Raw genomic sequence first — 23,864 nt, 5'->3', positions numbered from 1 at the left:
TCTCCGGGTAGGGCAGTCGCTCGCCGGCGCGGTTCTCGGCGCGCCCGGTCTCTGCGAGCTCCTTCGACGTTCGGGTCGGCACGTCCGTGCCGGCGGGTGAGGACCACGGTCCCACCGGAAATCGTCCGCCCTGAGGTGTTCGGCGCTGGCCGTGACCGGCCGGCGACGCCGTCGCGCCGCTGTGACGCACAGTTGTGTCGAGGCCAGAGTGTGCAGAGAATCACTTGAGACTCTTGTTTGGCGACAGGCCCTCTGGTTCCCTCATGCGAAGTCGGTCTCGGATGACGCAACACAGTTAGGGAGTGTCATGGAGCAACCGCGTAGCCGGCCAGCCTCACCCTCCGGCCACCTGAGCCAGTCAGAGGCGGTCGGAGCTGCTCCGACGCCTGGCAGTGGCGCCCTCGGAGCGGGGGAGGAGCGCTCCACCGTCCATGCCACGGACGTGACCGTGACCGGGACCCACCCGGCCATCGCGGAGCCACCGCCGTGTGTCGCCGACCGGCACTGGGCGGTGGACAGGGTCCTGTTCGCGGTCGCCGCGGTCATGGCACTGGGCTTCGTGCTCTGGGGCTTCGCCACCCCCACGGGCCTGGGCGCCGTGAGCAGCTCGATCCTCGGCTGGGTCACCGGGAACCTGGGCTGGCTGTTCGTGCTGCTGGCGTCGACGTTGGTGGTCTTCGTCATCTGGCTGGCGGCCGGCAAGTACGGGCGCATTCCGCTGGGTCGGGACGACGAGCGGCCGGAGTTCCGCACCGTCTCGTGGATCGCAATGATGTTCAGCGCCGGTATGGGCATCGGGCTGATGTTCTACGGGGTCGCCGAGCCGCTGTCGCACTACGCCTCCCCACCGCCGCTGACGGTCGACGCCGAGTCGTCCCAGGCCATCGAGACGGCGATGGCGACCACGCTGTTCCACTGGACGCTGCACCCGTGGGCGATGTACGCCGTCGTCGGGCTGGCGATCGCCTATGGCACCTTCCGGCGGGGGCGCCGCCAGCTGATCAGCTCCGTCTTCGTCCCCCTGCTCGGCGAGCGGCGGGCCGCCGGCCCGGCCGGACGGGTCATCGACGTGCTGGCCATCTTCGCGACGCTGTTCGGGTCGGCGGCATCCCTCGGCCTGGGTGCGCTGCAGATCGGCAGCGGGGTCGAGATCCTCGGCTGGGCAGGAGACGTCGGCAACGGCGTCCTGGTCGCCATCATCGCGATCCTGACCGCCGCCTTCGTCGCCTCGGCCGTCTCCGGGATCGAGCGCGGAATTCAGTGGCTGGCCAACACCAACATGGTCCTGGCCCTGCTGCTGGCGGTGTTCGTCTTCGTCCTCGGCCCGACGATCTTCATCCTCAACCTGATCCCCGACGCGGTCGGCAGCTACTTCTCCGACCTCGGCAACATGGCGGCGCGCACGGAGGCCACCGGCGGTGACCCGATGGCCACCTGGCTGCGCGGCTGGACGGTCTTCTACTGGGCCTGGTGGATCAGCTGGACGCCGTTCGTCGGCCTGTTCATCGCCCGGATCAGCCGCGGCCGCACCATCCGCCAGTTCGTCACGGGTGTGCTCCTGGTGCCCAGCCTGGTCAGCCTGCTGTGGTTCGCCATCTTCGGCGGCGCCGGGATCGCCGCCCAGCGCGACGGTGCGGACGTAGCCGGTCAGGGCACCACGGAGGGGCAGCTGTTCGCCGTCCTGGGGCAGTACCCCCTGGCCACCGCCGCGACCGTGCTCGTGATGATCCTCGTGGCGATCTTCTTCGTGTCCGGTGCGGACGCGGCCTCGATCGTCATGGGGTCGCTCTCGCAGCGCGGCACCCTGGAGCCCAGCCGTTGGGTCGTCGTCTTCTGGGGCGTCGTGATGGGCTCGGTCGCAGCGATCATGCTGCTCCTCGGCGAGGAGGGTGCGGCCCTGACGGGGCTGCAGAACTTGACGATCATCGCGGCACTGCCCTTCGCCCTGGTGATGACGGCGATGGCCGTGAGCCTGGTCAAGGACCTGCGCCGCGACCCGCTCGTCCTGCGCGGCAACTACGCCGCCCTGGCGATCGAGCAGGCCGTCGTCGACGGCATCACCCGCCACGGCGACGACTTCGTCCTCGTCGTGGAGAAGACCCCGATCCCGGCGGCACCCAACGCCGTGGCCACGCCGGAGCGGCTGTCCCCGGAGGCGGGTGCCCAGCCGTCGTCCAGCAGCCCCAACGGCAACTTCGTGGCGCCGGAGGGGACCGCGGCCGTCCCTGCACCCGCCCAGCCCCGGGCGGAGGTCATCGGTCGTCCGTTGGACCCGCGCGACTGAGCGGACCCCCCCTGCCCCCGCTCGCGCGGCTCGCGGCGGGACCTGCAGGGGGCCGGCCGGCGGGAGGAGCCTCCCGGCACCGGAGCTGCTGTCTGCGGCTCCCGGTGCCGGGAGGCTCTGCCGTGTCGGGGGCTGTTCACACACCGGGCCCGGTAGGCCGGCGCGGCCCGGTCGCGGCGCAGCGCGGTGTGCGAGTCGGGGGCCGGCGCGGTCGGCCGTCCCGACGGGGCACCGGCGCGACGGGCGGGGTCGTGGCCCTGCGGGGACGGTGACCGGGCAGCGGTCCGGCTGTGCGGAGCGAGCCAGCTGAGGCCCGACCCGGTCGGCGACGCCGTGCGGACCCGGCCCCTGCCGTTGCACTCCTGAGACGTCCGCAGTCCGGACGACGCGAGCTCCCCGCGCACCGGCGGGTCCCGGCGTGCCGCCAGGCCAGCCCGTGCACTCAGGGGCGGCGCCACACCGCCTGCGCGCCGGACGTCCGGGCCGGCTCGGGCGTGGGCGCTCACGGGGCGTGGACCGGGGGGCTCGGGCGCCGGCCGGCCGCGTGCTCGTGCCCGGCGGCGCGGGGGAGCGGCCGACCTCCCCTGGGCGACCGCTGCCGGTGGACCACCGCAGAGGCGGGTGACCCGGGCGCCGCGCGGTCCCGCCGCGGGCGGTCAGGCCCGGTCGGCGGTCACGACTGCGTCAGTACGGCCGCGCGCAACTGGCGGCGGGCGTCGACCAGCCCGGACCTCGGTGCCGTCGTGGAGGAGCACCGTGCGGTCGAAGTGGTCCAGACCGACCGCGGGAGGCCGGCCAGGGAGACCCCGACCACGGCGATCGTCGGGCTCATGCGGCACCGTCCGCGGCGGCCGCGGGCTGCACGTAGACCATGCCGTCCCACCCGACGACCCGGTGGTGCGGACGGGTGTCTTGGCGGGCGGGCCGGAGACCTTCCCGGTGCGCAGGTCAAAGCAGGAGGCGTGCAGCGGGCACTCCACGGCGCAGCCGTCCAGCCAGCCGTCGGCCAGCGAGGCGTCCTGGTGGGTGCACGTGTCGTCGATGGTGTAGACCGCGACGTCGACGTTGAAGACGGCGATGGGCTCGTCGGCCTCGACTCGGGTCGCCTCGCCGGGCGGCAGCGCGGTCGTGGGACAGACCGGGAGCATGAACGCTCCGGGGTCGTCATCGTTGCCAGACTCGCGACTTTTGCCGATGACGCAACAGCATGGTTCCGGCTCCCTGCCGCGTGAAGAGGCGCGGGGCACCCTGCCGTCCGCCACCTACGCTGTGGTCATGAGTGGTCCGCAGGGTGAGAGCGCAGCGCGGGGCTCGGTCGTAGCGGTCCAGTCGGTCGACCGTGCGCTGAGCGTGCTGGAGATCCTGGCGGCGTGCGGTGAGGCCGGCGTCACGGAGGTGGCCGCCGAGCTGGGGGTGCACAAGTCCACGGCCTTCCGGTTGGTGGCGGCGCTGGAGAGCCGGGGCTTCGTCGAGCAGCTGGCCGATCGGGGCAAGTACCGGCTGGGCTTCGGTGTCGTGCGCTTGGCCGGCGCGGCCGCGGCGCAGTTGGACATCGCCCGGGAGGGGCGGCCGATCTGCGAGGCGCTGGCCGCCGACCTCCAGGAGACGGTCAACATCGCCATCCTGGACGGCGACCGTGCGGTGAACGTCAGCCAGGCCCGCGGGCCGGCGGCGCTGAGCACGCACAACTGGGTGGGGCAGGGCACCCCGCTGCACGCCACCTCCAGCGGCAAGGTGCTGCTGGCCTACGCCTCCGATGCGGTCCGCAAGGACGTGCTGTCCCGGGAGCTGCCGCGCTACACCCCCGCGACGATCAGCGATCCCGAGGTGCTGCGACAACACCTCGACCTGATCGTCGACCAGGGCTGGGCCGCCACCGCCGAGGAGTACGAGGTGGGGCTCAATGCCCTCGCCGCGCCCGTCCGGGGTGCGGATGGGGACGTGTTCGCGGCCCTCAGCGTCTCGGGGCCGTCCTTCCGCATCGACTCGGAGGACTTCCCGAGGCTGGCCCGGCGGGTGCTGTCGGGCGCTGAGGAGCTGAGCAGGAGGCTGGGCTTCTTCGGCCAGACCCGCTGACCCGGCGGGGGCGCTGTCGTCGGTGATGGTCGAGGTGGCGCCCGGTGCAGGCCAACTGGGAGTTCATCGTCGAGAACTTCATGGAGTGCTACCACTGCGCGACGATTCACCCCGAGCTCACCGAGGTGCTCCCGGAGTTTGCCGACGGCTACGCCGCGCAATTCTTCGTCGGCACGGCGCGGAGTTCGGTGCGGACGTGCAGGGTGTCACCGTTGACGGCAACTAGGCCCTGTTTGATAGGTCCCGCAGCCAGATGTTGATGTTGGTGATCTCCACGGTGGCGTCGTATCGGACGGCGAGCTTGTCGTAGCGGGTGGCGAAGCCGCGGTGCTGCTTGTGCCGGTTGATGCCGCACTCGACCGCGTGCCGCTGGCGGTACTGGGCGGAGTCGAACGTCGGCGGGCGCCCGTCGGCCGATCCCTCTGCCACCGGTGGGCCTGCTGATCGGCCTTGATCGGGATGGTCGCCGGGATGCCGCGCCGGCGTAGATAGGCCCGGTTGCCCCGGGACGAGTAGGCCTTGTCGCCCAGCACCCGGTCCGGGCGGTGCGCGGCCGGCTCGGCCCGGACCGCCGCGGTACCCGGATCCGGCCGAGCACGGCGGTGAACTGCGGGCTGTCGGCGGCCTGCCCTGCCGTGAGCGTGGTGGCCAGCGTCTTGCGGCCCTGCTCGCTGGCCGGGTGCACCTTCGTCGTCAGCCCGCCGCGGGAGCGGCCGAGTGCGTGGTTGGCCGGCTCCCCGATCGGCGGCTCGACCTGGGTCTCGGGATGGCGGCGGGCGCCGGCGGCGTGCTGGTGGGCCCGGTTGATCGTGGAGTCCACTGACACCACCCCCTCGATCAGTCCGGCCTCGGCACTGATCGCCTGCAGGTCGGTGAGGATCGCCGCCCACCGGCCGGCCAGCTGCCAGGCGCGGAACAGCCCGTAGACCGACTGCCAGGTGCCGTAGCGCTCGGGCACGTCCCGCCACGGACAACCGGTCCGGGTGCGGAACCGGATGCCGTCGATCAACTGCCGCAACGTCCAGCGCCGGGTCTACCTGACTTCTTGCCGACCGCAGCAGCGACTCCAGCACCGAGGCGAGGATCGCCCACTACTCGTCGGTCAGGTCATGGCGGGCACCGGCCGGTAGGGTGCCGTCCACGAGGTCTCCGTGGTGAGGGTCTTCACGGTCACTATGCGCCGCCCGAGGTCGAGCACCGCGCCCTCGTCGACAGTGTCCACCCGCTCGTGACCGGTCAGGTGGAAGGTCTCGTCGAGCTGCCGGCGGTAGTCATCGGCGTCGGCGGCCGCCATGCCGAACCCCGCGAGCAGCGTCTCGGGGTCGCGGACGGCCGCGCCTCCGCGGGGTGGGCGACGACCGGCACCTCCGGGAACAGGTGGAGCCCCGCGACGTGGTCCTCGTGTGCATGGGTGACGGCGATGAGCTCGACGTCGCGTGCGGCCCACCGCGCCGGCCGACCTCGAGGGACGGGTCAACCAGGACGGTGCCCTCCCGTCCCGCTGACCAGCAGGGAGTTGCCGACCAGCCAGACGTTGTCGTCGACGTCGACGTCCTGGCCGTCGAGGCTGAAGACACCGGAGACCACGATCTTGTCGATTCGGGCGGTCATGCGTCCACCTCGCCGGGGGTGCTCGTCGGCCCGCGAGCGGCGCTGCCGTTCTCACCAGTGAGCTCACAAGGCCGCTCACTCGTCCAACATCACGACCGAGCGCAGCACCTTGCACCGGCGCAGGTCGTCGAAGGCCTTCTCGAGGTCATCGAGGCCGAGGGCCTCGGCCCTGCCGGTAGAGGTCGACCAGCATCGGGAAGCCCCGGGAGGACAGGCAGCCGCCGTACCAGCTCGACTTGATCGCTCCGCCGCGCACGAACACCTCGAGCAGCGGCAGGGTGATCTGCACGGGACGATCGGGGCTTGCTCCACCCCCTGGCGCCCGTCCCCCCGCCCTCGCTGTCCGATCCCGCACCGACGTGGCGCCAGGAGGTCGTCGCAGTACCACTCAGGGCGTCCGGTCGAGCCGGACGCCCTGAGTGGTGAGAGTTCGCCGCTGCCCTACTGGTGGCCGGCCGGCTCACGGTCGGCGTCGGTGAGCACCGGGACTCCGGGTGAGGTGGGCGGTGATCCGTTCGGGTGCGGGATCTCGTGGAGGTGGGCGATGACGGCCCGCCGAACCTGGGGGTCGAGCGTCGAGGTGTAGGGCTCCCGGCGCAGCTCGCGAACCAGGTTGATGCAGATGGCGATGAGCACCACCACGAAGGGCATCGCCACCAGGATGGTGGCCGACTGGATGACCTCGAGCCCACCGGCGAGGGTGAGTGCTGCGGCGACGGCCGCGATGGACACGCCCCAGAGGATGACTACCGCGCGGGCGGGCGAGGTCGTGCCCCGCTGCGACAGCATGCCGAGGACCATGGACGCGGAGTCGGCGCTGCTGACGAAGAACAGCGTGATGAGCACCATCACGAGCAGCACGGTGAGTGTGACGAGCGGGAACTCGCCGAGCAGGGCGAACAGTGCTCCCTCGGTGCCTTGGTCGGTCAGGGCCTGGCTGAGCTCGGCCTGGCCGGTGAGCTCCAGGTGGGTGGCGGTGCCGCCCAGGACGCCGAACCACACGATGCTGACCATGGTCGGAATGATGATCACGAAGGTGACGAACTGCCGGATCGTGCGGCCGCGAGAGATGCGCGCGATGAACGTCCCCACGAACGGCGTCCAGGACATCCACCACGCCCAGTAGAACAACGTCCAGCCGGCCAGCCACTCCTGACCGCCCCAGGCGCCCGAGGCCAGACTCATGGCGGGAAGAGCGGCCAGGTAGTCCCCGGTGGCGTCGGTGATGGTGTTGAACAGGTGCGTGGTGGGGCCCAGCACGAAGACGAAGGCCACCAGCAGGGCGGCCAGCACCACGTTGGTGTTGCTGATCAGCTTGATGCCCTTGTGCACGCCACTGACCGCGGACAGGACGTAGAGCAGCGCGAGGCCGGCGATGATGGCCACGGCCACGCCGTTGTTCCGCGGAACGCCGTAGTTGGCCGCCAGACCGCTGTTGACCTGGAGCGCGCCGAGGCCGAGCGAGGTCGCCGCGCCGAACACGGTGGTGAAGATGGCGAGGATGTCAACGGCGCGGCGGACGCCGGTGCGGTGCTCGGCGACCAGCGGGACGACCGCGGAGCTGACCAGGCTCGGCCGCCCCTTGCGGAAGACGCCGTAGGCCAGGGCCATCGCCATGACGGCGTACATCGCCCAGGGGTGCAGGCCCCAGTGGAAGATCGTGTACTGCAGCCCCAGGCGGGCGGCCTCCGGAGTCCCCGCCTCCTCGAGGCCGAGTGGGGCGGCCGCGAGGTGGGACAGCGGCTCGGCGACGCCCCAGAAGAGCAGACCGATGCCCATGCCGGCCGCGAAGAGCATGGAAATCCACGAGCCCGTGCTGAACTCCGGTCGCTCGTCGTCCCTCCCCAGCCGGATGCGGCCGTAGCGGGACAGCGCCAGGAACGCAGCCAGCGCGACGAACCCCGAGCTGGTCAGGACGAAGACCCAGCCGGCGTTGGTGATGACCGTGCTGAAAGCGGTGCTCACAGCGCTCGACAGGCTGTCGCTGGCGAGCACCCCCCAGAGCGCGAACGCCAACACCAGCGCCAGGGAGACGCCGAAGACCACTCGGTCCGTCTGCGGCGGGTTGACGTGCTCGCGTCCAACGGCCGACCCGGCGCCCGGTGCAGGGCCACCTTTCGGCCCGTCGCTCGGCGCGCTGAAGGGTGAGGCGTGCTCGCGATTCGAATGCTCCATAGTCCCTCTGTCGGTCTGTTGCGTAGTGCGAAACTGTCTGCGCATGAGGGAACCAGACGGTCCATCACTGGACAAGAGTCCGAAGTGACTTTCGGCACAAGTCGCGCTGAGTGATCCCTATGTGCCGGGGCAGTGACAACCGAGTGAGATCGCATCACAACGACATCTCCCAGTCGGGTGACGTCCCCGCTGGTGGTGTAAGTCCAGGTCACCGCTCGCGTGGAGGACCACGCGAAGGGGCCATCGTGTGATGGTCAGCGAGACCACGCCAATGGTTCTCGCGGAAGGACACAGCACACGATGGCCCTGGACCAGTCTGCCCTGCTCGAGGTGCTCGACGCACTCAAGGCAGCCGATGTCGACGACCGCATCCGGTCGGCGGCCACCACGATCTACCAGGCGTTGATCGAGGCCGAGCTGACCGCGGTGATCGGGGCGGCGCCGCACGAGCGCACCGAGGGTCGCACCGCCCAGCGCAACGGCTCCCGCCCCCGCACCCTGTCCACGACGGCCGGGGATCTGGAGCTGCGGATCCCCAAGCTGCGCGCCGGGTCGTTCTTCCCCTCGCTGCTGGAACGCCGGCGGCGGATCGACCAGGCGCTGTTCGCCGTGGTCATGGAGGCCTACCTGCACGGGGTGAGCACGCGGAAGGTCGATGACCTGGTGCGGGCGTTGGGCGCCGACACCGGCATTTCCAAGTCCGAGGTCTCCCGGATCTGCGCCGACCTCGATGCCGAGGTCAGCTCTTTTCAGGACCGTTCACTGGCCGAGCAGGCCTTCCCGTACGTGTTCCTCGACGCCACCTACTGCAAGGCACGGGTGAACCGGCGGGTGGTCTCCCAGGCCGTGGTCATCGCCACCGGCGTGGCCGCCGACGGCCACCGGGAGGTGCTCGGCTTCGCCGTCGGCGATTCGGAGGACGGCGCGTTCTGGACGGCGTTCCTGCGCTCGCTGAAGGCCCGCGGGCTGGCCGGCCCCCAGCTGGTCATCTCCGACGCGCACACCGGGCTCAAGGCCGCCATCGGCGCGGTGCTGCTCGGCGCCAGTTGGCAAAGGTGCCGGGTGCACTTCATGCGCAACGTGCTCGCCCGCGTCCCGCGCGGCAACAGCGAGATGGTCGCCGCGGCGATCCGCACCGTCTTCGCCCAGCCCGACGCCGAGCACGTGCGCTCCCAGCTCGACGTGATCGCCGGCATGCTGGGCCGCCAGTTCCCCCAGGTCGAGGCCATGCTGCACGAGGCTGCCGACGACCTGCTGGCCTTCACCGCCTTCCCGGTGGCGCACTGGAAGAAGATCTGGTCGACCAATCCGCTGGAACGGCTGAACAAGGAGATCAAGCGGCGCACCGACGTCGTCGGGGTCTTTCCCAACCCCGCCGCCCTGCTGCGCCTGGCCGGCGCGGTACTGGTCGAGGCGCACGACGAGTGGCAGGTCTCCGACCGCCGCTACCTCGCCGAGAGCTCCATGGCCCTGCTCGCCAGCCGCAGTGACTCGGCGGAGGAGGTGGCGCAGCCGGCCCTGATCGCGTCATAGTCACCACACCGCTGACCAACACGGTGAGGACTACATCCACCACTCAGCGGGACGTCACCCCCAGTCGACAACGCGGGAGCTGTTCGTCAACCGCGGCCACGGATGCCATCGCGGCCGCCGGCTGCCAGCAGGTGTTCCTGCCCACCTACTCGCGGACCTGTCGCCGATCGAGGAGGCCGCCAGCTTGATCAAGGCGCTGGTCAAGGCGGCTGCGCCGCGCACCGCGGCGGCCCTGGACGCCGCGATCGCCGCCGCCCTCCACGCCGTCGCCGCCGGCTGATTTCTCCAACGCCGGCTACCCCACCCGACAAGCCGCATGAGAACCGCTGTCAGCGCACAAGAGCGCACCGGTCAGTTCAAAGAGCTCATCGGCCCGCCGGCCCAGGCGCCGGTGCACCTGGTCACGGAACTCCCGCAGCCGATTCAGCTCCTCCGCGGCCATACTCTGGCCAGTCCCGCTGGCCCCTTCCACACTGTCCATTACGGCCGCCGCCGTCGCCTCGAGGCTTCGCAACTCCGGAGCATTCCGCGGTGGCCGCCGTCATGGCAGCCCTCGGATCACAGCGGCGTCACACCGGGCCGCAAGGGTTCAACGACGAGCTCACTGCACGTGGCTCGTCTCGGCGGCAATGGTGGTGTCGTCGCCGTGGCCGGTGCGGACCACGGTGTCGCCGTGCAGCGTGAGCAGCCGGTCGCGGATGGATCGGATGATGGTCGGGTGGTCGCTGAACGACCGCCCGGTGGCTCCCGGCCCGCCGCAGAACAGGGTGTCGCCGGTGAAGACGGTGGCCAGGTCGGGGGCGTGCAGGCAGGTGCTGCCCGGGGAGTGGCCGGGGGTGTGCAGCGCGGTCAGCGTGGTGCCGGCGACGGTGAATCGGGTGCCCTCGGCGAGGTCGTGGTCGGGCGCGGTGTCGGGGTGGACGACGTCCCACAGCATCCGGTCGGCGGGGTGGAACCAGATCGGCGCCCCGGTGGCCTCCCGGAGGGCGACGGCGGCGGTGATGTGGTCGTTGTGCCCGTGGGTGAGCACGATGGCGGTCACCGTCCGGCCGCCGATGGCGTCGAGGATCGGTTCGGCGTCGTGTGGGGTGTCGATGACGAGCACCTCGTCGTCGTCGGCGAGCAGCCAGACGTTGTTGTCGACGTCGAAGTCCTGCCCGTCGAGGCTGAACACGCCGCTGACCACGGTCTTCTCGATGCGGGCGGCCATCAGAACACGACCACCGAGCGCAGCACCTCGCCGGCGCGCATCTTGGTGAACGCGGCGTCGACGTCGTCGATCCCGATGGCCTCGGTGACGAAGTCCTCCAGTGGGAAGCGGCCCTGCCGGTAGAGGTCGACCAGCATCGGGAAGTCCCGGGAGGGCAGGCAGTCGCCGTACCAGGAGGACTTGATCGCCCCGCCCCGGCCGAACACCTCCAGCAGCGGCAGGGTGATCGTCATGTCCGGGGCGGGCACCCCGACCAGCACCACCCGGCCGGCCAGGTCGCGGGCGTAGAAGGCCTGCTCGAACACCGCCGGGTGGCCCACCGCGTCGATGGTCACATCCGCACCGAAGCCGCCGGTGGCGGCCTTGACCGCCGCGACCGCGTCGGTGGCCTTGCTGTTGACGGTGTGGGTGGCGCCGAACCGCCGGGCCCACTCCAGCTTCCGGTCGTCGATGTCCACCGCCACGATGGTGGCCGCGCCGGCCAGCTTCGCCCCGGCGATCGCGGCGTCGCCCACCCCGCCGCAGCCGAACACCGCCACGCTCTCCCCGCGGCGCACGCCGGCGGTGTTGATCGCCGCGCCCACCCCGGCCATCACCCCGCAGCCGAGCAGGCCGGCGGCGGTGGCCGGCGCGGCGGGGTCGACCGGAGTGCACTGCCCGGAGTGCACCAGCGTCTTCTCGGTGAACGCGCCGATGCCCAGCGCCGGGCTCAGCGCGGTGCCGTCGGTGAGGGTCATCTGCTGCGCGGCGTTGTGGGTGTTGAAGCAGTACTGCAGCTCGCCTTTGAGACAGGCGCGGCACTGGCCGCACACCGCCCGCCAGTTGAGGATCACGTAGTCCCCGACGGCGACGTTGGTGACGCCCTCGCCGACCGCGGCCACGGTTCCGGCGGCCTCGTGGCCGAGCAGGAAGGGGTACTGGTCGGTGATGGTGCCCTCGCGGTAGTGCAGGTCGGTGGCGCACACCCCGCAGGCCTGCACGTCGACCACCGCCTCGCCCGGGCCGGGGTCGGGCACGATGATCGTCTCGACGGTCACCGGGGCACCCTTGCTGCGGGCGACGACGCCCTTCACCTCGTAGGCCATGACGGTGGATCTCCTCTCGCTGATGCGCGGACGGCACGGCAGTCATGGCGTCCACGAGTGGGATGGGCGCCGACTTGAGTGAGGTCGGCGGGACGTCCATTCCACGGCACCCCTTGACCCTGCCTGACCCTCACCCTACGGTGCTGGCTGACTGATATACCAGTCCCTCGCCAGCATTTATGACAGAAGGGACTCCGGCATGGTCGTCCAGGTAGACGGAGCGCTCCAGGCCCCGGCCGGTCCGGACCGCGTGCTCGACCGGTCGGTGGCGGACACCGACCCCGAGGTCGCCGACGCGATCTCTGCCGAGCCGGCATGACCGTGCTGGACCTCAGGAACTGCCCGCCCGCGGGCACCGACATCTCGACGCACCCCCTCGCACGGGCGCTCGCGGCGAGGCGGCCCGTGGTCGGCGGCATCCTCAACGTCACGCCGGACTCCTTCTCCGACGGCGGGCGGTTCGACAGCCTGGACCGGGCCGTGGCGCACGGGTGCACCCTGGCTGCCGAGGGGGCCGACCTCATCGACGTCGGCGGGGAGTCGACCCGGCCCGGCTCGCGCCCGCCGACCCTCGCCGAGGAACTGGCCCGTGTCGTCCCGGTGGTCGAAGCCCTCGCGCAGCGGACCCCCGTGCCGTTGTCCGTGGACACCTCGCGGCCCGAGGTCATGCGGGCCGCCGTCGCGGCCGGGGCGAGCATGGTCAACGACGTCCGGGCGCTGCGGTCGCCGGGTGCCCTGGAGGTTGCCGCGGAGCTGGGCGTGCCGGTGTGCCTGATGCACATGCAGCGCTCGCCGGAGACCATGCAGCAGGACCCGCGCTACCGGGACGTCGTCGTGGAGGTGCGCACCTTCCTCGCCGAGCGGATGCGTGCCTGCCTCGACGCCGGCATCCGGCAGGAGCACCTGGTGGTGGACCCGGGGTTCGGGTTCGGCAAGACGCCGGCCCACAACGTCGCCCTGCTGGCCTCGCTCGACGGGCTGCACAGCCTGGGGGTCCCGGTCATGGTCGGGCTGTCCCGGAAGTCGGTGCTCGGGCAGCTGACCGGGCGGACCGCACAGGCACCCGGTGGAACCGGCCGGAGACCACACAGGCCGGTGTTCGTTTCGTCTGCACCTGCGTCCATCGCAACCCTCAAGGATCCCTCATGAATCCACACGTCGAATCTGTCACGCACAAGACAACGAGCGTCACCCTGGTCGCCAGCGAGTTCGAGGCCGACGTGCGCGTGGAGGCCAAGCAGGAGGCGGCCGACGGAGTGGTCGCCCTGACCCTGCGCGAAGTGAGCGACCACCCGCTGCCGCCGTGGACGCCGGGCGCGCACGTCGACCTCATCCTCGGGCAGGCGCCGACCCGGCAGTACTCGCTGTGCGGGGATCCCGCGGACCACCACGTCTGGCGGCTGGGCATCCTGCGCGACCCGAACGGCCGCGGCAGCTCCCTCTACGTGCACGACCAGCTCCGGCCGGGCGACACGATCCGGGTCCGCGGCCCGCGCAACAACTTCCCGCTCGTGGAATCGCCCCGTTACCTGTTCATCGCCGGCGGGATCGGAATCACCCCGATCCTCACGATGATCGCCGCCGCGGAAAAGGACGGCGCCGACTGGCGGCTGGTGTACGGCGGTCGACAGCGCGCGTCGATGGCCTTCCTCGACGAGCTAGCCCACTACGGCGACCGCGTCTCGGTCTGCCCGCAGGACGAAACCGGGCTGTTGGACCTGGACGGCCTGCTCGGTACGCCCCACCCCGACACGCTGGTGTATTGCTGCGGCCCGGAGCCGCTGTTGGCCGCCGTCGAGGAGCGGTGTGCCACGTGGCCACCCCGTTCACTGCATGTGGAGCGTTTCAATGCCAAGCCGCTGACCGAGCCGGTGCGCAACGAGGCATTCGAGGTCCACCTCGCCCAGAGCGAGATCACCCTCACGATCCCCGCCGACCGTTCCATTCTTGACATGGTCAAGGAGGCCGGGGTGGGGGCGCTGTCTTCCTGCAGGGAAGGCACCTGCGGCACGTGCGAAACTCCCGTGCTCGAGGGCACACCCGACCACCGCGACTCCGTGCTCGACGAGGAGGAACGGCAGGCGGGCGACTACATGATGATCTGTGTGTCCCGCTCGTGCGGTCCGCGCCTCGTTCTCGACCTCTGAGCGGGGCCGCGATCGTCGCGAGCGCGCGAGTGTGTCCACCGATCGAGGGTCGGGATAACCGGCTCTTCCTACTTGAGGTGGGGGCCGGTCAAGCCACCGGCGATCAGCAGCATGCGCAGGTGGTGTCGTCGCGGTTGCGGAAGCCGCGGGCGATGCGGCGGTGGAGCTCGATGAGGCCGTTGATTGCTTCGGTGCCGCCATTGCTGGAGCGGCCGGTGTCGAAGGAGGCCGCGAACACCTCGTGCCGCTGCTTCAGCGTGCGTCCCAGCCGGGCGATCTCGGCCACGGTCTTTTTGATCGGCGTGGTCAGCGCCGCGCGCTCGTAGCCGAGATCGGCCAGGACAGCGTGCTCGGTGTCGGTCCAAGCGGCCAGGGCCGGCCCGCCTCGGGATGGGTGTGCAGGGCGGTGGTGTCGCGCCCGAGCCGGGCGGGCGAGGTCCAGATCGGCCAGCCGTCGGGCGTGCCGATGACCTGGACGTTGCCGCCGGGGGCGGCGTGCTCGCCTGACCATCACAGGCCGACCTGGCGGCCGGATCGGTCGCTCTAAGAAGACGTTTCGAAAGTAGGTCGTCGGGCTCTGGTCGCCGGCGACGAGTCGACGCAGGCTGCCGGGCATGTCGTCGTCGGTGTCTTCCCCGCCACCGCGGCTGATCAGTGACGAGCTGTGGGCGCTGGTCGAGCCGCTGATCCCGCCTCCGCCGCCGGCGGTGCATGGCCGCACCGGGCGGCCCCGCACCGGTGATCGGGACGTGCTCGAAGGCATCGCCTTCGTGCTGTCCACCGGCATCGGCTGGACCAAGCTGCCCACCGAGCTGGGCTACGGCTCGGGTGTGACGTGCTGGCGGCGGATGCGCGAGTGGGCCGAGGCCGGGCTCTTCGACCAGCTGCACCAGGCGGTGCTGGACCGGCTCGGCGAACAAGGGCAGCTGGACTGGTCCCGGGCCAGCCTGGACTCGGTCAGCGTCCGGGCGAAAAGGGGGGTGAGCTGACCGGGCCGAACCCCACCGACCGCGGCAAGGCCGGCAGCAAGTATCACCTGCTCGTCGACGCCGGCGGGCTGCCGCTCAACGTGCTCGTCTCGGGGCGAACCGACACGACAGCATGCTGGTCGAGCCGATCCTGGACTCGATGCCGGCGATCCGCCGTGGCGGCCGCGGTCACCCGCGCCGGCGGCCGGTCAAGCTGCACGGCGACAAGGGCTACGACGTTCCGCGGGTGCGCCGCTACCTACGCCGCCGCAGGATCACCGCCCGGATCGCCCGCATCGGCCGGGACTCCAGCGCCCGACTGGGCCGGCACCGCTGGGTCGTGGAGCGCACTCTCGGCTGGCTGCTGTCCTACAAACGCCTCGCGCTGCGCTACGACCGCACCGCCACAACGATCACCGCGCTGGCCCGACTGGCCGTCACCCTGATCTGTGCCCGCCGCCTAACGACGAACTATTGAAACGTCTTCTAAGCGGTCGGGCCGGGAACGTGGCAGCGGCCGGTCCGGATCAGCGTGCCGTCCACGGTGACGCGCGAGTGGCCGGCGGCGCGGGCCGCCAGTAGCACGCCGCGTAGCGCGGGTGCGCGGTCGGCGAGGACGTCGATGCCTTCGTGCAGCTAGCGGTGACCACGAACGTTCCCGGTGAAGCCCATCCTGGTGGGGCATGGCCGAGCGCGTGAGGGTCAGGCGACTCTCCGATGAGGAGGGCCAGCGGCTGCAGCGGCTGGTCCGCCGTGGCGAGCCGAAGACGACAACGAGTGTGATCCGCTACCGCCGGGCGATGGTTGTGCTGGCCTCGGCCGGCGGCAACAGCGTGCCGGTGATCGCCCGGCTGGTCACCGCGGACGAGGACACCGTGCGGGAGGTGATCCACCGGTTAAACGAACTCGGGATGCGGGCGCTGGACCCTCACTGGGCGGGTGGCCGTCCCCGCCAGATCAGCGCTGAGGACGAGGCCTTCCTCGTCGAGACGGCCCGGACCCGCCCGCGCAAGCTCGGCTGCCCGTTCACCCACTGGAGCGTACGCAAGCTCATCGGCTATCTGGCCGACAACCCGCACCGGGTGGTGCACATCGGCCCGGAACGGGCCCGTCGGCTCCTGCTCGACCACGAGATCTCCTTTCAGCAGACCAAGACCTGGAAGGAGTCCACCGATCCCGACCGAGACGCCAAGCTGGCCGGCATCGAGCAGGTGATCAACGACCATCCGGATCGGACGTTCGCCTTCGACGAGTTCGGCCCGCTGGCCTGCGTGCCGACCCCCGGCGCCTGCTGGGCGCCCAAGGGCAGACCGCAGCGGGTGGCGGCCAACTACCACAAGACCGCCGGCGTGCGGCAGTTCCACGGCTGCTTCTCCGTCGGCGAGGACCGGCTGTGGGGCGTGGCCCGGCACCGCAGGAGTGCGGCCAACACCCTGGCGGCGCTGCGCTCGATCCGCGCCGCCCGCCCGGACGGCACCCCATCTACGTGATCTTGGACAATCTGTCCGCGCACAAGGGCGCCCGGATCCGCCGCTGGGCCGAGCGCCACAACGTCGAACTGTGCCCCACCCCGACCTACGCCTCCTGGGCCAACCCGATCGAGGTGCACTTCGGACCGCTGCGGTCCTTCGTGCTGGCCAACTCCGAGTACACCAACCACGTGGAGCTGACCCGCGCGCTGCACGCCCACCTGCGCTGGCGCAACGACCACGCCCGCGACCCCGAGCTCCTCGCCGCGCAACGCCGCGAACGAGCCAGGGTCCGCCGCGAGCGCCACCGCCGCTGGGGCCGGCCCAGGCAACCAGCCGCGGCCTGATCACACCGCGTCCACCCAGCAACCCGGTGAACGTTCGTGGTCACGGCACCAGCGGTGGCGGTCGAGGCGCCGATGTCGTCGTCGGCGGCCAACTGGGCCAGCCGGGCGCCGTGGAGGAACCAGCGCAGAACCGACACCGCCTGCCGGTAGCAGCCTGCCGCTCGGCCGCTCGGCGCGCGGGCCGGGCGCGGCGTCGGCGCCGCTCGGCGGCCAGCAGCGCCGACACGAACCGCACGGTCTCCTCGGCGACCGGGAGCACGGCGGTGCCGGTGACAGGATCAGCACGAAGGTGATGCCCTCGAGCACGTCCCGGTCGGTGGTGCCGGGCCGGCCGGTGCGGCCGTGCACCGCCGGCGGCTGCAGCGGAATCAGCTGCCCGACCAGCGCCCACGGCTCGTCACTGCTCAGGCGCGGCGGCGGGAGCACCGGCGACGACATGCACCGACACCTCGGGGGCGGCCGGAGCACGAGGCCTACTGCCGCGGCGTCTGCCTACCGGCAGGCTGTTCCACATAGCGCGACTTGTTGCTTCAGATGGCACAACCTGGTTAGAGTGCGTCACGCCACACCCACAGCCCCGGCGTATCGTGAGCGCCGACACCCGAAAAGGCAGCTCGCTCCGCCCCACCGCCTGCGATCGGAAGGTGTCTCGTGTCCCTTCAAACTCAACTGCCGCCCAGTCTCATCGCCACGCTGCCCGGCCACTCCTACACGGATCCGGAGATCTTCCAGCAGGAGCAGGCGAAGATCTTCGAGACGCATTGGTTCGCCGTTGCACGCGCGGACGAGATCGAAGGCCCCGGCTCGTACCGGACCGTGGATGTGGGTCGGGAGAACGTGGTGCTCGTCCGTGGCCGTGACAAGACTCTGCGCGCATTCCTGAACGTCTGCCGGCACCGCGGTGCCCGCGTGTGCATGGAGGAGTCGGGGACCGGCCTGCGCAGGCTGCGGTGCGGGTACCACGCGTGGACCTACTCCCTCGACGGTGCGCTTGTCGGCGCACCGAACCTCGCCCAGATGGAGGATGTCGACCGCTCGCAGTACGGACTGATCCCTGTGCATCTACGGGAGTGGCTCGGATACGCCTGGGTGTGCATCGCCGACGTGCCGCCCTCCTTCGAGGACACGGTCATCGGTGCAGTGGCTGGGCGGCTGGGCTCCCCCGAGGTCATCGACGACTGGGGAATCGACAAGCTCACGGTCGGCCGGCGCATCACCTACGACGTGAAGGCCAACTGGAAGCTGATCATCGAGAACTTCATGGAGTGCTACCACTGCGCCACGATCCACCCCGAGCTGACCGAGGTGCTGCCCGAGTTCGCCGACGGTTACGCCGCCCAGTACTTCGTCGGCCACGGCGCCGAGTTCGGTGAGAACGTGCAGGGCTTCACCGTGGACGGCAGCGAGGGGCTCGACCACATCCCTGGCGTGGACGGGGAGCACGACCGCAAGTACTACGCGGTCACGGTCAACCCTCAGGTGTTCATCAATCTGGTGCCAGACCACGTGATCTTCCACCGGATGTTCCCGGTCGCGGCGGACCGCACGGTCGTCGAGTGCGACTGGCTCTACATGCCTCATGTGGTCGAGTCGGGCAAAGACGTGAGTCGCTCGGTCGAGCTGTTCCACCGGGTCAACGAGCAGGACTTCGATGCCGCTGTGAGGTGCCAGCTCGCGTCCAACTCGAAGGGGTACGCCAAGGGTGGGGTGCTGGTGCCCAGTGAGCACCACATCGCCCTGTTCCACGAGTGGGTCAAGCTGCAGCTCGATTCTGAGCACAGCATGGACGCGCAGCTGGGCGCTGGAGCGGGCCACGGTACCGGACTCGAGCTCGACGCTGGCGCCGAGTTCGGCCACGCGTAGCGGGCCAGCCGGTGCGCTCGCGGGTCGACTGGGCTGCCACGCCCGGTCGACCCGCTCACTTGGCCAGGGTGGGGAGTGGCGCCATGGTGCGAGCCATTCAGGTGCTCCACCGGATGGTGCTGTATGGACGAGAAGCCGCACATCCACCGCCTCCGTTGACACGGACCGGCAGCTACGCGCGTTGATGGGCGAGAGCCTGCCAATATGCGCAGTCGATGTCCGGCGGCGGGTTCAGCGTCGCCGCCACCACCCAGCATCGGCCGACCGTGCATGCCCGCCTCGAGCGCGATGCGCCCGACAGCCCGCCGAACTCGCGGCGCTGGAAGCGCGCCCGTCAGTTGGCCGTTGTCCGCCGCTCCAGACCCCGTGCCGTCGACAGGCCAGCGCAGCCTTGCCGATAGCAGCCCAGCGCCCGCCGCCGGGACCGGGTGCCGCGGCGGCGCTCGGCGGCCAAGCAACCCGGACGCGACAACACGGTGCCCGCGGCTCTCGTCGCCATCGTGGCGCGGTACACCGATGGTCCGACGTACGCCGAGCACGCGGAGCGGGTACACGAAGTTCGGGGCACTGCGGACCAGCTGCGCGGTGAGGCGCTCGATCTCGCCGAGGACGACGTCGCCGGGCCCGCGGTCATGGCGCTCCGCACGACCTCACACTTCCCGTCGAGCTGCGGGAGTTCGCAGTGCTCGCACCATGGTCGAGATCTGCCAGATGGGTGTGCTCGCAGCTTTGACCGGTCGTCCAGTCCAGCGGCGAGTCATCGGCTCGGTCGCTGTTGCACTGATCGCGAACAAGCGCCGGGCGATTGTCGTCCGGGCGCACGACGGAGTATCTCAACGAACGGCCAGCGCCTTCATGGCGTGTGACCGGCGGGAGTATGGGCATGATCAGCGTTTTTGACCTCTACAAGGTGGGCATCGGACCTTCGAGTTCTCACACCGTGGGCCCTATGCGCGCCGCGAACACGTTTGTTGCCCGACTGGCGTCCGAGGGGCTGCTCGCCCGCACCGCCGGCCTGCGAGCCGAGATGTTCGGCTCCCTCGGCGTGACCGGACATGGCCATGGAACGGTGAAGGCGGTCATACTCGGCCTCGAGGGTGAACAGCCCGACTTGGTGGATCCGGCGGCTGCCCAACTTCGCGTAGAAGCCGTACACGCCGAGAAGGAGTTGCGTCTCGGTGGGATGCGCCCGATCGCGTTCTCGACGGACGATCACCTCGTGTTGCATCGCCGCAAGCGGCTCCCCTTCCACACGAATGGCATGCGCTTCACGGCTCGGGACGCCGACGGGCACGTGCTGACGACTCGGGAGTACTACTCCGTTGGTGGCGGGTTCGTCCTGGACGAGGATGAGATCGAGGGCTCCGACATCGTGGCGGACGACAAGCAAAGGCCTGTCCCCCATCCTTTCAGCACGGGCGACGAATTGTTGCAGCGCGCCCGCGACACAGGATCTAGCATCAGTGAGCTGATGCTCGCCAACGAGTTGACCCGGCGCAGCGAGGAGGAAGTGCGGTCCGGGCTGCTGCACATCTGGTCGGTGATGCAGGAGTGCGTGAACCGAGGCATCCAGGCGACGGGAACCCTGCCGGGAGGGCTCAACGTGCGGCGGCGCGCAGGGCTCCTGCGTCAGACCCTCGAGTCCACCGACGACAGCAACGACCCACTCCGGGCGATGGAGTGGGTGACGCTCTACGCGCTGGCGGTCAACGAGGAGAACGCGGCGGGCGGGCGCGTGGTCACCGCACCGACCAACGGTGCCGCTGGCATCGTCCCGGCCGTCCTGCACTACTACCGAGACTTCGTCGAGTCCTTTTCCGAGGACGGTGTCGTCCGGTTCCTGCTCACCGCCGCGGCGGTCGGGATCCTGTTCAAGGAGAACGCCTCGATCTCCGGGGCAGAGGTGGGCTGCCAGGGAGAGGTCGGGTCGGCGTGCTCGATGGCGGCGGCCGGCCTCGCCGAGGTCCTGGGCGGTACGCCGGACCAGGTGGAGAACGCGGCGGAGATCGGTATCGAGCACAATCTCGGGCTCACCTGCGACCCCATCGGCGGCCTCGTGCAGATCCCCTGTATCGAGCGAAATGCCGTGGGATCGATCAAGGCGATCACCGCCGCCCGGATGGCTGTGCGTGGTGACGGCGAACAGTTCGTCTCTCTCGACAAGGCGATCAAGACCATGCGCGACACCGGTGCGGACATGAAGGACAAGTACAAGGAGACCGCGCGCGGTGGTCTCGCTGTCAACGTGATCGAGTGCTGAGGGAGATGGCAATGCCGCGAAGGTTCATCCTGACACTGAGCTGCCCGCAACGCCCGGGCATCGTCCATGCCGTCACCTCGTTCCTCTTCGGCCATGGCTGCGACATCGTGGAACACCAGCAGTTCGACGATCCGCTCCGGGGGGCCCTGTTCCTTCGCACTGAAGTCGTGAAAGTAACTGGCGAGGCCGATGCTGAGCACTTGGCCTCGGCTTTCAAGGAGGTGGCCGAGGAATTCGGGATGAGCTTCACCTTGTCGGACGACCGCCCCCAGCGAGTGCTGGTGATGGTCTCCCGGATGGGTCACTGCCTCAACGACCTGATCTTCCGGTGGCGGGCGGGCAGTCTCAACGCCGAACTCGTCGCCGTGGTGTCCAACCACGAGGACCTGCGTCCGATGGCGGAGGCGGCAGGCCTGCCGTTCTACCACGTGCCGGTCACTCCCGAGTCCAAGCCGCAGGCCGAGCAGCGGATGCTCGAGATAGTCGACCAGCATCGGGCCGAGGTCGTGGTCCTCGCTCGTTACATGCAGGTGCTCTCCGACAATCTGTGCCTCAAACTGCTCGGGCGTGCCATCAACATCCACCATTCGTTCCTGCCCGGATTCAAGGGGGCCAAGCCCTACCACCAGGCCTTCGACCGGGGCGTCAAGCTCGTCGGGGCCACTGCTCACTACGTGACTCCCACTCTGGACGAAGGTCCGATCATCGAACAGGAAGTCATCCGAATCGATCACACCTACGATCCCCGAGCCCTGACGACTGTCGGGCGCGACGCCGAGGCCCTCGCACTGGCGCGGGCCGTGCGATGGCACTCCGAGCGCCGGGTGCTGCTCAACGAGCGCAGTACGGTGGTGTTCCGCTGAGCGCCATGGCCGTCGCCGTGAGCACGCTTGGCCGGGAGGTGGCGATCGGCGGCTCTTCCCGTCGGCCATCGCCACGAGCGCGCGTCAAGCAGGCGTGATCATGCCGCAGTGATGCCGGTGTGGGCGCTGCCGGCCGCTCGGTGCCGTCGCCGTGCCACGTGCAGTTCAGCGTCTCGGCGGCGAAGTCGCAACCGATCAGGTCCGGTGCCCGCCGGTCGCTGCGCCCGGGTCGAGTGGTGCTCTTCGGCGAGTTCGGCATCAAGGTGGTGGGGGCCTGCCACGTCGTGGGTCAGGCGGATCTGCCGTTGCCGCAGTCCGGTGGCGTCGACCGCACGGAGTCGTCCCCGCGGTCGGCGACCTACGCTGTGGTCATGAGTGGTCCGCAGGGTGAGAGCGCAGCGCGGGGCTCGGTCGTAGCGGTCCAGTCGGTCGACCGTGCGCTGAGCGTGCTGGAGATCCTGGCGGCGTGCGGCGAGGCCGGCGTCACGGAGGTGGCCGCCGAGCTGGGGGTGCACAAGTCCACGGCCTTCCGGTTGGTGGCGGCGCTGGAGAGCCGGGGCTTCGTCGAGCAGCTGGCCGATCGGGGCAAGTACCGGCTGGGCTTCGGTGTCGTGCGCTTGGCCGGCGCGGCCGCGGCGCAGTTGGACATCGCCCGGGAGGGGCGGCCGATCTGCGAGGCGCTGGCCGCCGACCTCCAGGAGACGGTCAACATCGCCATCCTGGACGGCGACCGTGCGGTGAACGTCAGCCAGGCCCGCGGGCCGGCGGCGCTGAGCACGCACAACTGGGTGGGGCAGGGCACCCCGCTGCACGCCACCTCCAGCGGCAAGGTGCTGCTGGCCTACGCCTCCGATGCGGTCCGCAAGGACGTGCTGTCCCGGGAGCTGCCGCGCTACACCCCCGCGACGATCAGCGATCCCGAGGTGCTGCGACAGCACCTCGACCTGATCGTCGACCAGGGCTGGGCCGCCACCGCCGAGGAGTACGAGGTGGGGCTCAATGCCCTCGCCGCGCCCGTCCGGGGTGCGGATGGGGACGTGTTCGCGGCCCTCAGCGTCTCGGGGCCGTCCTTCCGCATCGACTCGGAGGACTTCCCGAGGCTGGCCCGGCGGGTGCTGTCGGGCGCTGAGGAGCTGAGCAGGAGGCTGGGCTTCTTCGGCCAGACCCGCTGACCCGGCGGGGGCGCTGTCGCCGGTGATGGTCGAAGGGGTCGCTCTGGCCTTGCCGCGTCCTCTTGTTGGCGATGTGTGCACACAGTGCGAACGGGACGGCGTCGGAGGCCATCGAGGGCTACGAGCTGGACGCGCTGACGGTGGGGCCGGCGCATCACCTACGACGTGCAGGTGGGTGGGGGGCCGGCGTGGGTGAACCAGCCGGCTGCATCGCTGGCGGTGACCGCTGCCAGGGCTACAGCGATGGCGGCGTCCAGCGCCGCCCGGGTGAATGCTCCAGCGGCCTGGACCAGCGTCTTGATTCTGCTGCCGCCTCGACCGGAGGGAGGTCCGGCGAGTAGGCCGGCAGGAGGACCAGCCGGCGGCCTCGACCAGGGCACGCATCCGGTCGGGCTCGTGCGCGCCGACGTCGTCGACCATCACCTGCCCGGGCCGCAGCGCGGGAAGAAGCACCTGCTCCAGGTAGGCGGCGAACACCGCGGCGGTGGTGCCGCCCTCCACCGTCATCGCCGGACTCATCCGCGGCCTGCGACGACCCGGCGATCAGCGTGGTCCCCGGCCGCGGTCGCAGCACCGTTCCCCGGGCGCGGATGCCGCGGGGCGCGCGGGCTGTCCGGCGGGTCATCGAGGTGTGCGTACCGCACTCGTCGACGAACACCAGCTGGGCTGGGTCGATCCGCTGCACGTCGGTGCGCCGCCGACGTCATGCGGGAGTCAGTGCCTGAGCGGGGTCGTCGGCCGGCAGGCTGTTGATCGCCCGCAACATCGTCGCGCCCACAGCACCACGCCGTGCTCGGCGGT

At 70.5% G+C, this 23,864-nt stretch carries 20 protein-coding genes and 8 pseudogenes; 13 read left to right on the top strand and 15 right to left on the bottom strand.

What is annotated here, in order from left to right; all coding sequences use genetic code 11:
* Positions 1–442: 442 nt before the first annotated feature.
* A complete protein-coding gene (locus tag GOBS_RS14230) occupies positions 443–2,284 on the top strand; it encodes a BCCT family transporter (RefSeq protein WP_243697504.1) in 1,842 nt (613 codons plus the stop codon).
* Between the two features lie 656 nt (positions 2,285–2,940).
* On the opposite strand, the gene GOBS_RS14225 is transcribed toward GOBS_RS14230, so the two are convergent.
* The gene (locus GOBS_RS14225; protein WP_012948962.1) at positions 2,941–3,432 is read right to left on the bottom strand and encodes a bifunctional 3-phenylpropionate/cinnamic acid dioxygenase ferredoxin subunit; all 492 of its coding nucleotides are present in this window, start codon (positions 3,430–3,432) and stop codon (positions 2,941–2,943) included.
* Between the two features lie 127 nt (positions 3,433–3,559).
* On the opposite strand from GOBS_RS14225, the gene GOBS_RS14220 reads away from it, so the two are divergent.
* Positions 3,560–4,360 carry an IclR family transcriptional regulator gene (locus GOBS_RS14220; RefSeq protein ID WP_012948949.1) on the top strand — a complete coding sequence of 267 codons (801 nt, stop codon included), beginning with the start codon at positions 3,560–3,562 and terminating at the stop codon, positions 4,358–4,360.
* A gap of 80 nt (positions 4,361–4,440) precedes the next feature.
* Positions 4,441–4,620: a hypothetical protein gene (locus GOBS_RS26385; RefSeq protein WP_243697744.1), complete on the top strand. Its 180-nt coding sequence runs from the start codon at positions 4,441–4,443 to the stop codon at positions 4,618–4,620.
* Here the strand turns inward: GOBS_RS26385 and GOBS_RS28215 are convergent.
* From GOBS_RS28215 to GOBS_RS14200, 7 genes and pseudogenes are all read right to left on the bottom strand, one after another.
* Positions 4,583–4,789, bottom strand: a complete 207-nt coding sequence (locus GOBS_RS28215; RefSeq protein WP_208104297.1) for a transposase — start codon at positions 4,787–4,789, stop codon at positions 4,583–4,585. The genes GOBS_RS26385 and GOBS_RS28215 overlap by 38 nt on opposite strands.
* Before the next feature lie 139 nt (positions 4,790–4,928).
* Positions 4,929–5,378 (bottom strand): annotated as a pseudogene (locus tag GOBS_RS29745) (IS5 family transposase); the annotation flags it as partial.
* Positions 5,379–5,462: 84 nt separating this feature from the next.
* Positions 5,463–5,654: a hypothetical protein gene (locus GOBS_RS27530; RefSeq protein ID WP_012948961.1), complete on the bottom strand. Its 192-nt coding sequence runs from the start codon at positions 5,652–5,654 to the stop codon at positions 5,463–5,465.
* A pseudogene (locus tag GOBS_RS29740) lies at positions 5,597–5,800 on the bottom strand (MBL fold metallo-hydrolase); the annotation flags it as partial. The gene GOBS_RS27530 and the pseudogene GOBS_RS29740, both read right to left, overlap by 58 nt.
* 33 nt (positions 5,801–5,833) lie before the next feature.
* Positions 5,834–5,971, bottom strand: a complete 138-nt coding sequence (locus tag GOBS_RS27525; RefSeq protein ID WP_243697503.1) for a hypothetical protein — start codon at positions 5,969–5,971, stop codon at positions 5,834–5,836.
* Positions 5,972–6,116: 145 nt separating this feature from the next.
* Positions 6,117–6,260, bottom strand: coding sequence for a hypothetical protein (locus GOBS_RS27520; RefSeq protein ID WP_243697502.1), 144 nt, complete (start codon positions 6,258–6,260; stop codon positions 6,117–6,119).
* A gap of 152 nt (positions 6,261–6,412) precedes the next feature.
* Positions 6,413–8,017, bottom strand: a complete 1,605-nt coding sequence (locus GOBS_RS14200) for a BCCT family transporter (RefSeq protein ID WP_166487398.1) — start codon at positions 8,015–8,017, stop codon at positions 6,413–6,415.
* A 429-nt stretch (positions 8,018–8,446) separates the two neighbouring features.
* Here GOBS_RS14200 and GOBS_RS14195 point away from each other — a divergent pair, with 429 nt between their 5' ends.
* Entirely contained in the window at positions 8,447–9,679 is a 1,233-nt protein-coding gene (locus GOBS_RS14195) for an IS256 family transposase (RefSeq protein ID WP_012946610.1), read from the top strand.
* A gap of 601 nt (positions 9,680–10,280) precedes the next feature.
* On the opposite strand, the gene GOBS_RS14185 is transcribed toward GOBS_RS14195, so the two are convergent.
* On the bottom strand, positions 10,281–10,889 hold the full coding sequence (locus GOBS_RS14185; protein ID WP_012948958.1) for an MBL fold metallo-hydrolase: 609 nt from the start codon (positions 10,887–10,889) through the stop codon (positions 10,281–10,283).
* On the bottom strand, positions 10,889–11,974 hold the full coding sequence (locus GOBS_RS14180) for an S-(hydroxymethyl)mycothiol dehydrogenase (protein ID WP_012948957.1): 1,086 nt from the start codon (positions 11,972–11,974) through the stop codon (positions 10,889–10,891). Before GOBS_RS14180 ends, GOBS_RS14185 begins: the two co-directional genes overlap by 1 nt.
* A gap of 315 nt (positions 11,975–12,289) precedes the next feature.
* On the opposite strand from GOBS_RS14180, the gene folP reads away from it, so the two are divergent.
* Together folP and GOBS_RS14170 are read left to right on the top strand one after the other, a co-directional pair.
* A complete protein-coding gene (gene folP / locus GOBS_RS14175; protein WP_012948955.1) occupies positions 12,290–13,123 on the top strand; it encodes a dihydropteroate synthase in 834 nt (277 codons plus the stop codon).
* A gap of 2 nt (positions 13,124–13,125) precedes the next feature.
* A pseudogene (locus GOBS_RS14170) lies at positions 13,126–14,121 on the top strand (PDR/VanB family oxidoreductase); the annotation flags it as partial.
* A gap of 103 nt (positions 14,122–14,224) precedes the next feature.
* Here the strand turns inward: GOBS_RS14170 and GOBS_RS14165 are convergent.
* A complete protein-coding gene (locus GOBS_RS14165) occupies positions 14,225–14,407 on the bottom strand; it encodes a transposase (RefSeq protein ID WP_012948953.1) in 183 nt (60 codons plus the stop codon).
* A gap of 2 nt (positions 14,408–14,409) precedes the next feature.
* A pseudogene (locus GOBS_RS28870) lies at positions 14,410–14,631 on the bottom strand (IS5/IS1182 family transposase); the annotation flags it as partial.
* Between the two features lie 104 nt (positions 14,632–14,735).
* Between GOBS_RS28870 and GOBS_RS26370 the strand changes: the two are divergent.
* A pseudogene (locus GOBS_RS26370) lies at positions 14,736–15,567 on the top strand (IS5 family transposase).
* A 17-nt stretch (positions 15,568–15,584) separates the two neighbouring features.
* On the opposite strand, the pseudogene GOBS_RS27510 reads toward GOBS_RS26370, so the two are convergent.
* Positions 15,585–15,725, bottom strand: a pseudogene (locus GOBS_RS27510) (IS5/IS1182 family transposase); the annotation flags it as partial.
* Between the two features lie 47 nt (positions 15,726–15,772).
* Here GOBS_RS27510 and GOBS_RS14150 point away from each other — a divergent pair.
* Positions 15,773–16,579 carry a helix-turn-helix domain-containing protein gene (locus tag GOBS_RS14150; protein WP_208104296.1) on the top strand — a complete coding sequence of 269 codons (807 nt, stop codon included), beginning with the start codon at positions 15,773–15,775 and terminating at the stop codon, positions 16,577–16,579.
* On the top strand, positions 16,576–16,905 hold the full coding sequence (locus tag GOBS_RS28205) for a transposase (RefSeq protein WP_208104295.1): 330 nt from the start codon (positions 16,576–16,578) through the stop codon (positions 16,903–16,905). The genes GOBS_RS14150 and GOBS_RS28205 overlap by 4 nt, the downstream gene beginning before the upstream one ends.
* A 56-nt stretch (positions 16,906–16,961) precedes the next feature.
* Here GOBS_RS28205 and GOBS_RS27505 read toward each other — a convergent pair.
* Both GOBS_RS27505 and GOBS_RS27500 read right to left on the bottom strand, forming a co-directional pair.
* A pseudogene (locus GOBS_RS27505) lies at positions 16,962–17,164 on the bottom strand (IS5/IS1182 family transposase); the annotation flags it as partial.
* A gap of 20 nt (positions 17,165–17,184) precedes the next feature.
* Positions 17,185–17,343 (bottom strand): annotated as a pseudogene (locus GOBS_RS27500) (transposase); the annotation flags it as partial.
* Positions 17,344–17,556: 213 nt separating this feature from the next.
* Here GOBS_RS27500 and GOBS_RS14145 point away from each other — a divergent pair.
* The 4 genes from GOBS_RS14145 (at position 17,557) to GOBS_RS14130 (ending at position 23,063) form a co-directional block, all read left to right on the top strand.
* Entirely contained in the window at positions 17,557–18,768 is a 1,212-nt protein-coding gene (locus tag GOBS_RS14145) for an aromatic ring-hydroxylating oxygenase subunit alpha (RefSeq protein WP_012948952.1), read from the top strand.
* Between the two features lie 877 nt (positions 18,769–19,645).
* Positions 19,646–21,028: an L-serine ammonia-lyase gene (locus GOBS_RS14140; protein WP_481808249.1), complete on the top strand. Its 1,383-nt coding sequence runs from the start codon at positions 19,646–19,648 to the stop codon at positions 21,026–21,028.
* Entirely contained in the window at positions 21,022–21,891 is an 870-nt protein-coding gene (purU, locus tag GOBS_RS14135; protein WP_243697501.1) for a formyltetrahydrofolate deformylase, read from the top strand. Before GOBS_RS14140 ends, purU begins: the two co-directional genes overlap by 7 nt.
* Before the next feature lie 371 nt (positions 21,892–22,262).
* Entirely contained in the window at positions 22,263–23,063 is an 801-nt protein-coding gene (locus tag GOBS_RS14130; protein ID WP_012948949.1) for an IclR family transcriptional regulator, read from the top strand.
* The last annotated feature ends 801 nt before the right edge of the window (positions 23,064–23,864 follow it).

The sequence above is a fragment of the Geodermatophilus obscurus DSM 43160 genome, from assembly GCF_000025345.1.
Classification (GTDB): Bacteria; Actinomycetota; Actinomycetes; order Mycobacteriales; family Geodermatophilaceae; genus Geodermatophilus; species Geodermatophilus obscurus.
Note: the sequence above shows the minus strand (reverse complement) of the source record. Positions and strands in the feature narration are given on the sequence as shown.